This window comes from Pseudomonas inefficax, assembly GCF_900277125.1.
GTDB classification, from domain to species: Bacteria; Pseudomonadota; Gammaproteobacteria; order Pseudomonadales; family Pseudomonadaceae; genus Aquipseudomonas; species Aquipseudomonas inefficax.
The window spans coordinates 1-10,030 of the sequence record NZ_OPYN01000202.1; the positions used below are offsets into that span (position 1 = coordinate 1).

Here is a 10,030-nt window from a genome sequence, read left to right on the forward strand (position 1 = left end):
GGGGCCGCTGCGCGCCCCTTTCGCGACGCAAGGCCGCTCCCACAAGGATGCATTGCACGCTGGCTCCCTTAGTGCCCGTACAGCTGGCACAATAGCCCCATGAATACGCTCCCTGCCTGCTGCGCCCCCCTCCAGTACCACTGGCCCCTGCCCCGCCCACTACCTGGCGCGGTGCTGGTCAGTTGCGCCTTCGACCCGACGCGCCTGGCGCCCGAGGACTTCCAGCGCGCCAGCGTGGTGCCCACTGTCAGCCTGCAGCGCTCGGTGGCCAAGCGCCAGGCCGAGTACCTGGCCGGCCGGGTTTGCGCCCGCGCCGCACTGCAGCGCCTGGACGGCCGTGACTACGTACCCGGCACCCACGAGGACCGCTCGCCCATCTGGCCCGCCGGCATCCACGGCTCGATCACCCACGGCAAAGGCTGGGCGGCCGCCGTAGTCGCTGCCGAGGGCAGTTGCCAGGGCCTGGGCCTGGATCAGGAAGCACTGCTGGATGACCAGCGCGCCGAGCGGCTGATGGGTGAGATTCTCACCCCGCTCGAGCTCGAGCGCCTGGACCGCCGCCAGCTCGGCCTTGCAGTCACCCTGACCTTCTCGCTGAAGGAAAGCCTGTTCAAGACGCTCTACCCGCTGACCCGCCAGCGCTTCTACTTCGAGCACGCCGAAGTGCTGGACTGGTCTGCCGAAGGCCTGGCCCGCCTGCGCCTGCTCACCGACCTGTCGCCGCAGTGGCGGCATGGCGCCGAGCTGCAGGGCCAGTTCTGCCTGCAGGACGGCCATCTGCTCAGCCTGGTCAGCGCCTGACCGTCACAACGGTGCCTGCTGCCGTGGCCAGTTCAGGCTGAAGCAGGCACCGCCCAGCGCGGCGCTGCGCCCCACCGTTGCTCGGCCGGCGTGCCAGTAGATGATCCGCCGCACGATCGACAGGCCCAGGCCATGCCCGCCCGAGGCGCGTGTACGGCTGTCGTCGAGGCGAGTGAACGGTGTGAAAATTCGGTCCCAGACACCCTCGGGTATCCCCGGGCCGTCATCCTCCACATCAATGCGGCAGCGTTGCTGCCCCAACTGGTAGCTCAGGCGCACCTCGGTCTCGGCATGGCGCATGGCGTTGCCCACCAGGTTCTGCAGGGCCCGGTGCAGGTAGCGCGGTTCGGCCTCGACCCAGGCGCCTTCACCATCGGCGCCCTGGCACTCACCGCGCACAACCCGTACCTCGCCACGCAGCGGCGCGAGCTCTTCGATCACGCGGTCGAGCAAGGCATCCAGGTCAACCCGCTCGAACTTCAGCGCCGGTGCGCCCTGCTCCAGGCGGGCGTAAGTGAGCATCTCGTCGACCAACTTGTCGAGGTCCTGGATATCGCCGTCCATGCCCGCCAGGTGCTTGGCCCGAGCCTGCTCGGTGGTGGCACTTTCGATCATCTCCAGGCCAAAGCGCAGGCGTGCCACCGGCGTGCGCAGCTCGTGGGAAACCGCCCGCACCAGCTCGCGCTGCATGGTCAGCGAGCGTTGCAGGTGCTCGGCCATGCCGTTGAATGCCGCGGCCAGGCGCCCCACCGAGTCGGCGTCGCCGGCCGGCACACGGGTATCCAGGCTGCCTTGGGCGATGCGCGTGGCGGCAATCTCCAGGCCCGACACGCGCCGCTCCAGTTGGCGTACCAGCAGGTAGACCACCAGGCCGATCAGGCACAGGCCAAGAAAAGTGATCAGGATCAGCAACTGCGGCGGATAGGGGTTGAGCTGGTGCAGCGGGCCGATTTCCAGCACCCACGGCGAACCAGCCAGCCCGGCGAACACGCGGATCGAGTCACCATCCTTGCCCAGGGCCATGACCGTGTCGCCCTCCTCGACCCGGCGCCGCTGGTCATCGTCCAGGCTCACCCGCTCGATGCGCTGCAGGGCCGCGCCAAAGCCGAAGCCCTTTTCTTTCTTGATCTGTGCCAGGCGCTGTTGCTGTTCGGTCACCGGATAGCGCACCAGTTCGTCGGCCAGCAGATAGAGGGTGGCCCGCGCCAGTTGCTCGCTGATCTGTTTGATCTGCGCTACCAGCATCAGGTCTTCCTGGCCGACCTTGCGCAACACCTGGGCTGCATGCGGGCCGGTCTTCTCGACCACCACCAGGCCGCGGTACAGGCGCGCCCGCTGGCCGCCATCGAGTGTGCGCGCAGTCATCGGTTGCAGCGCCAGCGGCACACCGAGCAGGCGCTCCCAGATCAGCAGCGAGCGCTTGCGCTCGGTGTCGTTCTGCAGCGCCAGGTTGTCGGCCATCAGGCTGAACGTACCTTGGGCCAGGCCCTCGCGGTGCTGCGCGGCACGCACTTCGTTGACCAGGTGCAGGCTGAGCACCCCGAGCAGGGCCACCAGCACCAGCACGGCCAGCATGCCGCCATAGATGCGCAGGAAGATGGAGTTGTTCATGGGGCTTCGCCGACGAACAGGTAGCCCTTGCTGCGCAGGGTCTTGATCAGCCTTGGCTGGAGCGGGTCGTCGCCGATCTTTGGGCGGATCCTGGAGATGCGTATGTCGATGGAGCGGTCCTGGCCGTCGTAGCCGACGCCACGCAGCGCGGTAAAGATCTGCTCGCGCGTCAGCACCCGCCCGGCGTTGCTGGCCAGCAGCCAGAGCAGGTCGAATTCGGCGCCGGTCAGCTCGATCAGCTGTTCGCCCAGGCGCGCCTCGCGCAGGCGATTGTCGATGCGCAGCGCGCCGAAGGCCAGGTCCTGGCGCTTGCTGTCCGGTGCTTCGCTGCGGCGCAACAGGGCCTGAATGCGTGCCAGCAGCAGGCGTGGGCGTACGGGTTTGCAGACATAGTCATCGGCCCCCAGGTCCAGGCCCTGGACCTGGTCCAGTTCATCGCTGCGGGCGGTCAGCATGAGGATCGGGCCTGGGTACTGGCTGCGCACCCGGCGGCAGATGCTCAGGCCGTCCTCGCCGGGCAGCATCAGGTCGAGAATGACCAGGTCGGGCTGGCTGTCGACGATGCGCCGCGCGGCGCGAGCGCCATCGCCTTCGACGCTGACTTCGTAGCCGTTGGCCTGCAGGTACTCGGCGGTGAGCTCGGCCAGGCGCTGGTCGTCTTCGACTATGAGGATGCGAGGTGCGGGGTGGTCCATGGCTTGTGCCTTTGTTTGTTGTTGTTCTGTGGCCTGTGCCGGCCCCTTCGCGGGTGAACCCGCTCCCACAGGGACCGAGCCGCTTTCGAAGCCTGTGCAATACCTGTGGGAGCGGGTTCACCCGCGAAAGGGCCGGTGCAGGAAACATGACCCTTTAACCAAAAGGCAACATCTGCTTCGGATACTACGTCCCGCCCCCGGCACTGCCAAGCCGCCCGGCAGCCCCTCGACTGAACCGATTTTTGTGATAGGGTTCGCGCCCGAAAAATTCTGCCCAGGGGCAGCAAGGCGCAGAAAAATACTGCAAACCACTTGGCACAAGGCCTACAGCGAATACCCACCATTCACTCACAAAGTACGCACAAGTTATCCACAGGGGCTCCGCCTTGCAAAGCCCCCGATACCGCATTATCTTGTATCCCGATCGCAGCGAACCACTAGATATAGGGGTTCGTGCAAAATCACACACAAAAGTCAACCCGCAAAATCAAGCGATTTTCCGGGTGAACTTCAAGTGATTCCAGCAGCCAAACCGCTCCTGCGGAGGCGACCGAGGCAAGCCCTTTCAGGGCCTTGTTCGGGTATGGGTGCTACAGGCCGGGCCTGGCATCCATCAGCAACAGTTTTTGGGCCCAGCCCAGAACCTTTGACTTCGGCCAGGGAGCGGCGAGCCATTGCCCCTTATTCCTGAGTCTGTCCCGAAGTTGGTACGCCCGCGCGGGCGGATGCGCATGCATTGCCCATCCCCGCCAGGCCATCGAGCAAGTGGACGGAACGGTGGGCGCCCAAAAGGCGCCTGAACAATATAGAAACTGTGGAGACACCCACCCATGCAAACCGACACAACTCGCGAGAACCCGCAGGCCAAGGTGCCGCAGGCCGCCGATTCCAACCAGGATCTGGCCGCCACCGCTCCCGGCCAACTGCGCGTGATCAAGCGTAACGGCACTGTCGTCCCGTACACCGACGACAAGATCACCGTTGCCATCACCAAGGCGTTCCTCGCAGTTGAAGGCGGCACCGCCGCTGCTTCGTCGCGCATCCACGACACCGTCGCGCGCCTGACCGAGCAGGTCACCGCCACGTTCAAGCGTCGCATGCCATCGGGTGGCACCATCCACATCGAAGAAATCCAGGACCAGGTCGAACTGGCCCTGATGCGCGCCGGCGAGCAGAAAGTCGCCCGTGACTACGTGATCTACCGCGAGCAGCGCGCCAAGGAGCGCGCCACCCGCGTCAACACCGAGTCCGTGGTCGAGCCGCACCCGAGCATCCGCATCACCCTGGCCGACGGCAGCCTGGCGCCGCTCGACATGGCCCGCCTGAACACCATCATCAGCGAAGCCTGCGAAGGCCTGGCCGAAGTCGACGGCGAGCTGATCCAGCGCGAAACCCTGAAAAACCTGTACGACGGCGTGGCCATCAAGGACGTCAACACCGCCCTGGTGATGACCGCCCGTACCCTGGTCGAGCGCGAGCCGAACTACTCGTTCGTCACCGCCCGCCTGCTGATGGACACCCTGCGCGCCGAAGGCCTGGGCTTCCTGAACGTGGCCGAGAGCGCCACCCACCACGAAATGGCCGACCTGTACGCCAAGGCCCTGCCGGCCTACGTCGACAAAGGCGTCGAGTTCGAGCTGCTGGACCCGGCCCTGAAAGGCTACGACCTGGAGCGTCTGGGCAAGGCCATCGACCACGAGCGTGACCAGCAATTCACCTACCTGGGCCTGCAGACCCTGTACGACCGCTACTTCATCCACAAGGATGGCGTGCGCTTCGAGCTGCCACAGGTATTCTTCATGCGTGTGGCCATGGGCCTGGCGCTGGAAGAGAAAGACAAGGAAGCCCGTGCGATCGAGTTCTACAACCTGTTGTCGTCCTTCGACTACATGGCCTCGACCCCGACCCTGTTCAACGCCGGCACCCTGCGCCCGCAGCTGTCCAGCTGCTACCTGACCACAGTGCCGGACGACCTGTCGGGCATCTACCACGCGATCCACGACAACGCCATGCTGTCGAAATTCGCCGGTGGCCTGGGCAACGACTGGACCCCTGTGCGTGCACTGGGCTCCTACATCAAGGGCACCAACGGCAAATCCCAGGGCGTGGTTCCGTTCCTGAAAGTGGTCAACGACACCGCCGTTGCCGTCAACCAGGGTGGCAAGCGCAAGGGCGCCGTGTGTGCCTACCTGGAAACCTGGCACCTGGACATCGAAGAATTCATCGAGCTGCGCAAGAACACCGGTGATGACCGTCGTCGTACCCACGACATGAACACCGCCAACTGGATCCCTGACCTGTTCATGAAGCGTGTCTTCGATGACGGCAAGTGGACCCTGTTCTCGCCTTCGGAAGTGCCAGACCTGCACGACCTGACCGGCAAGGCCTTCGAAGAGCGCTACGAGTACTACGAAGCCCTGACCGAGTACAACAAGATCAAGGTGTTCAAGACCATCCAGGCCAAAGACCTGTGGCGCAAGATGCTGTCGATGCTGTTCGAGACCGGCCACCCGTGGCTGACCTTCAAGGACCCGTGCAACCTGCGTTCGCCGCAGCAGCACGTGGGCGTGGTCCACAGCTCGAACCTGTGCACCGAGATCACCCTGAACACCAACAAGGACGAGATCGCGGTCTGCAACCTGGGCTCGATCAACCTGCCGAACCACATCGTCGACGGCAAGCTGGACACCGCCAAGCTGCAACGCACCGTGAACACCGCCGTGCGCATGCTCGACAACGTGATCGACATCAACTACTACTCGGTGCCGCAAGCGCGTAACTCGAACTTCAAGCACCGCCCGGTCGGCCTGGGCATCATGGGCTTCCAGGATGCGCTGTACCTGCAGCACATTCCGTACGGCTCCGATGCTGCCGTCGAGTTCGCCGACAAGTCGATGGAAGCGGTCAGCTTCTACGCCATCCAGGCGTCCTGCGACCTGGCCGACGAGCGCGGTGCGTACGAGACCTTCCAGGGTTCGCTGTGGTCCAAGGGCATCCTGCCGCTGGATTCGCAACAGATCCTGATCGAGGCCCGTGGCGCCAAGTACATCGACGTCAACCTGGAAGAGTCCCTGGACTGGGCCCCGGTGCGCGAGCGCGTCAAGAAAGGTATTCGCAACTCGAACATCATGGCCATCGCGCCGACCGCGACCATCGCCAACATCACCGGCGTTTCGCAGTCCATCGAGCCGACCTACCAGAACCTGTACGTGAAATCGAACCTGTCGGGCGAGTTCACCGTGATCAACCCGTACCTGGTCCGCGACCTGAAGGCCCGTGGCCTGTGGGACTCGGTCATGATCAACGACCTGAAGTACTACGACGGTTCGGTGCAGCAGATCGAGCGTATCCCGCAAGAGCTGAAGGACCTGTACGCCACCGCGTTCGAAGTCGAGACCAAGTGGATCGTCGATGCCGCCTCGCGTCGCCAGAAGTGGATCGACCAGGCCCAGTCGCTGAACCTGTACATCGCCGGCGCTTCGGGCAAGAAGCTGGACGTGACCTACCGCATGGCCTGGTACCGTGGCCTGAAGACCACCTACTACCTCCGTGCCCTGGCTGCGACCAGCACCGAGAAGTCGACCATCAACACCGGCAAGCTCAACGCCGTTTCCAGCGGTGGCGACAGCGCCCCGGTCCAGGCAGCCGGCCCTGCGCCAGTGCCGAAGGCCTGCGCGATCGACGAGCCTGACTGCGAAGCCTGCCAGTAAGGCCTGAGTGCCGCGCAGGGTGCCCATGGGTGCCCTGCGCGGCATTTTTGTATCTGCGCCACGGAGAAGCCTTGCCCTTTGCCCACTGCTCGCGCAGCTCGGTAAAAGGACAGGACCTCTCCACAAAAGGACGTAACCATGGCGCGGAAAAAACTGGGAACTCGCAAGATTGGTCGCAATGCGGAAACCGGCCGCTTCACTTCGGTGGAACAGGCCCGCAAGCACCCCAAGACTCACATTGTCGAAACGCTGCACCCGACTCGCTAGCTGCGAGTTGACTCGTTCCCTGTAGGAGCGGCCTTGTGTCGCGGTGGGGTGCGAAGCGCCCCCTACGATTTCAGCTTCGCAGCATGAATCGGCGGGGCCGCTACGCGGCCCTATCGCGACACAAGGCCGCTCCTACAAGGATCGCGCCAACCCAACATGATGTGTTCTAAAAATAAAAATCTACAACATGTAGTGCCTCCTGCTTTTTACCGCTACACTCCATCCCCGTAGCAAACAACACAAACCCGGTGAACGGACGCACGCAATTCCGGTCGAAAAACTTACCCTCGCCCGCAAGAGACGCGCCCCGAACCAAGGCGAAACCCTATATACTTCGCCCCCTCTGAAAAGAGCACCATTCAATTGTCCTGGCCCCTCCCCGAGGCCTGGCCAGGTACAAGCCAGACCACACCAGATGTAAACGAGAGTCAGCCTCTCGAGCTGTCCATTCGCCGTTACGGCCTTGCGTCAGGCATCACATTCTTAAAATCCAACCGGTTGCCCCAGGGCGACCCTCAAGCAGGAGCCAAACCATGCTGAGCTGGGACGAATTCGACAAGGAAGACGGCGAAGTAGCCGCCAAAGGCAACACCCCTGCGCAGGCCACTGCCGCGGCCACCCTCGACAAGCTCGACAGCGCCGGTGGTGCCGCCGCCCTGGAAGCCCGTGCCGCCACCGCCGACGACTCCGACGCCGTCAAGCGCGCCAAGGCTGCCCTGAACGACCTCGACATCGCCGAAGGCCTGGCCGAGCTGGAAGGCTCCGGCGCCCGCGTGCGTGTCGACGAAAAGCGCATGATCAACTGCCGCGCCGACCTCAACCAGCTGGTACCGTTCAAGTACGACTGGGCCTGGCAGAAGTACCTGGACGGCTGCGCCAACCACTGGATGCCGCAAGAGGTCAACATGACCGCCGACATCGCCCTGTGGAAGAGCATGGACGGCCTGACCGAGGACGAGCGCCGCATCGTCATGCGCAACCTCGGCTTCTTCTCCACCGCCGACTCGCTGGTAGCCAACAACCTGGCCCTGGCCGTGTACCGCCTGATCACCAACCCGGAGTGCCGCCAGTACATCCTGCGCCAGGCCTTCGAAGAGGCGATCCACACCCACGCCTACCAGTACTGCATCGAGTCGCTGGGCATGGATGAAGGCGAAATCTTCAACATGTACCACGAGATCCCGTCGGTCGCGAAGAAAGCCGCCTGGGGCCTGAAGTACACCCGCGCCATCTCCGATCCGGAATTCAACACCGGCACCGTCGAAACCGACAAAGAGCTGCTGCGCAACCTGATCGCCTACTACTGCGTACTGGAAGGCATCTTCTTCTACTGCGGCTTCACCCAGATCCTGTCGATGGGCCGCCGCAACAAGATGACCGGCGTCGCCGAGCAGTTCCAGTACATCCTGCGTGACGAGTCGATGCACCTGAACTTCGGTATCGACGTGATCAACCAGATCAAGATCGAGAACCCGCACCTGTGGGACGCGGCGATGAAGGAAGAAGCGACCCAGATGATCCTGCAAGGGACCCAGCTGGAAATCGAATACGCCCGTGACACCATGCCACGCGGGGTACTGGGCATGAACGCAGCGATGATGGAGGACTACCTCAAGTTCATCGCCAACCGTCGCCTGACCCAGATTGGCCTGAAGGAAGAGTACCCGGGGACCACCAACCCGTTCCCGTGGATGAGCGAGATCATGGACTTGAAGAAAGAGAAGAACTTCTTCGAGACTCGCGTGATCGAGTATCAGACTGGTGGGGCGTTGAGCTGGGATTGATCGTCCGGGCTGAGCATCGAGAAGGCTGCCGATTGGCAGCCTTTTTTATTGGCTGGGGAATGGCAGAACAGGAAGCGTCCTACGACTTGGGACTCGAGCCAAAGGGTGTGAAGAGGACGATTACGAACTCGGCCGGCTGAGCGGGCACTTCTTCGATGAACACTGCATGCGCAAGCTCGACCCGGACCAGTACCGCACGGTGCAACTGCTGCGCTATGGCAAGTACCAGGAGACCACCATGGTCAGCGAATCCGGGGCCTATACCTTGTTGGCACATCACCATGTACCGGAGAACCGGCATTTGCGCTGGTGGCTGACACATGAGGTGGTGGCGGTGCTGCGTGATCGGCAGGAGGACGGGGCGGAGGATGTCCCGCGACTGGGGCAGATGTGCTGGCCTGGGGGACGGAGCGCGACGTTGTTGTATTGGCAGAGTGAGCCTTGGGTGAGGATGCGGGATATGCCGGTGGTGCTGGCTGGGGAGGTGGAACAGCTGCCGCCGGTAGAGAAGCCAAAGTTGAGCTGGCGGGAATGTGCGCAGCGGGCGCTGCGGTTGCATGGGGTTTAAGCGGCGGGTTTGCCTGGGCGGGCCTCTTCGCGGGTGAACCCGCTCCCACAGGTACTCCGCTGGCTTCGAGATCACGCTGTACCTGTGGGAGCGGCCGTGGCCGCGAACACCGGCGCAGCCGGTGCCATACACCGCGTCGCCTGCTTCGCGGGCGCGCCCGCTCCCACAGGGACTGCGCTGGCTTCGGGATCACGCTGTACCTGTGGGAGCGGCCGTGGCCGCGAACACCGGCGCAGCCGGTGCCATACACCGCGTCGCCTGCTTCGCGGGCGCGCCCGCTCCCGCAGAGTCTGCGTCTCGCTTGGGAATTGAGTGCCTTGCTCGCAAGCGCAGTCCAAATACCTAGGCGATTTCCTTAAAGGCAGTCTGGTAGCGAGTGAAGGCGATTGGCTTCAACCCGAGGATTCAGCAGAACCTCCGCCAGTTTCTTTTTGAACTGCTGACGCACGGTATCGCCCAGCTTCTTCCACTCCTTCAATGCACGGGAATCGAAGTCGAGGCTATAGGTCATCCAGCTGCACCCTCACGCGCTGCGGAGAAGCAAGCCGCTCTTGTACGGTGGCGATGAGGTCTTCATCTTCCTCGGTCATCAGG

The 10,030-nt window shown here is 63.6% G+C and carries 7 protein-coding genes and 2 pseudogenes; 5 read left to right on the top strand and 4 right to left on the bottom strand.

Annotated elements, in window-relative coordinates; translation table 11 throughout:
* Positions 1–99: 99 nt before the first annotated feature.
* On the top strand, positions 100–801 hold the full coding sequence (locus JV551A3_RS24660) for a 4'-phosphopantetheinyl transferase family protein (RefSeq protein WP_133974816.1): 702 nt from the start codon (positions 100–102) through the stop codon (positions 799–801).
* Between the two features lie 3 nt (positions 802–804).
* Here the strand turns inward: JV551A3_RS24660 and JV551A3_RS24665 are convergent, their stop codons facing one another.
* Both JV551A3_RS24665 and JV551A3_RS24670 read right to left on the bottom strand, forming a co-directional pair.
* Positions 805–2,412: an ATP-binding protein gene (locus JV551A3_RS24665; RefSeq protein ID WP_133974818.1), complete on the bottom strand. Its 1,608-nt coding sequence runs from the start codon at positions 2,410–2,412 to the stop codon at positions 805–807.
* Positions 2,409–3,107 carry a response regulator gene (locus JV551A3_RS24670; RefSeq protein WP_085590720.1) on the bottom strand — a complete coding sequence of 233 codons (699 nt, stop codon included), beginning with the start codon at positions 3,105–3,107 and terminating at the stop codon, positions 2,409–2,411. The genes JV551A3_RS24665 and JV551A3_RS24670 overlap by 4 nt, the downstream gene beginning before the upstream one ends.
* 830 nt (positions 3,108–3,937) lie before the next feature.
* On the opposite strand from JV551A3_RS24670, the gene JV551A3_RS24675 reads away from it, so the two are divergent.
* The 4 genes from JV551A3_RS24675 (at position 3,938) to JV551A3_RS24685 (ending at position 9,436) form a co-directional block, all read left to right on the top strand.
* Positions 3,938–6,817 (top strand): ribonucleoside-diphosphate reductase subunit alpha, encoded by a 2,880-nt coding sequence (locus JV551A3_RS24675; protein WP_133979202.1) that lies wholly within the window; start codon positions 3,938–3,940, stop codon positions 6,815–6,817.
* Between the two features lie 138 nt (positions 6,818–6,955).
* Positions 6,956–7,084 carry a hypothetical protein gene (locus JV551A3_RS31225; protein WP_256660819.1) on the top strand — a complete coding sequence of 43 codons (129 nt, stop codon included), beginning with the start codon at positions 6,956–6,958 and terminating at the stop codon, positions 7,082–7,084.
* A gap of 533 nt (positions 7,085–7,617) precedes the next feature.
* Positions 7,618–8,868 (top strand): ribonucleotide-diphosphate reductase subunit beta, encoded by a 1,251-nt coding sequence (locus tag JV551A3_RS24680; RefSeq protein WP_112253462.1) that lies wholly within the window; start codon positions 7,618–7,620, stop codon positions 8,866–8,868.
* 166 nt (positions 8,869–9,034) lie between these two features.
* The gene (locus JV551A3_RS24685) at positions 9,035–9,436 is read left to right on the top strand and encodes a BRO-N domain-containing protein (RefSeq protein WP_235874641.1); all 402 of its coding nucleotides are present in this window, start codon (positions 9,035–9,037) and stop codon (positions 9,434–9,436) included.
* A gap of 361 nt (positions 9,437–9,797) precedes the next feature.
* Here the strand turns inward: JV551A3_RS24685 and JV551A3_RS24695 are convergent.
* Positions 9,798–9,947, bottom strand: a pseudogene (locus JV551A3_RS24695) (type II toxin-antitoxin system RelE family toxin); the annotation flags it as partial.
* Positions 9,937–10,030: pseudogene (locus JV551A3_RS24700) on the bottom strand (type II toxin-antitoxin system RelB/DinJ family antitoxin); the annotation flags it as partial. The pseudogenes JV551A3_RS24695 and JV551A3_RS24700, both read right to left, overlap by 11 nt.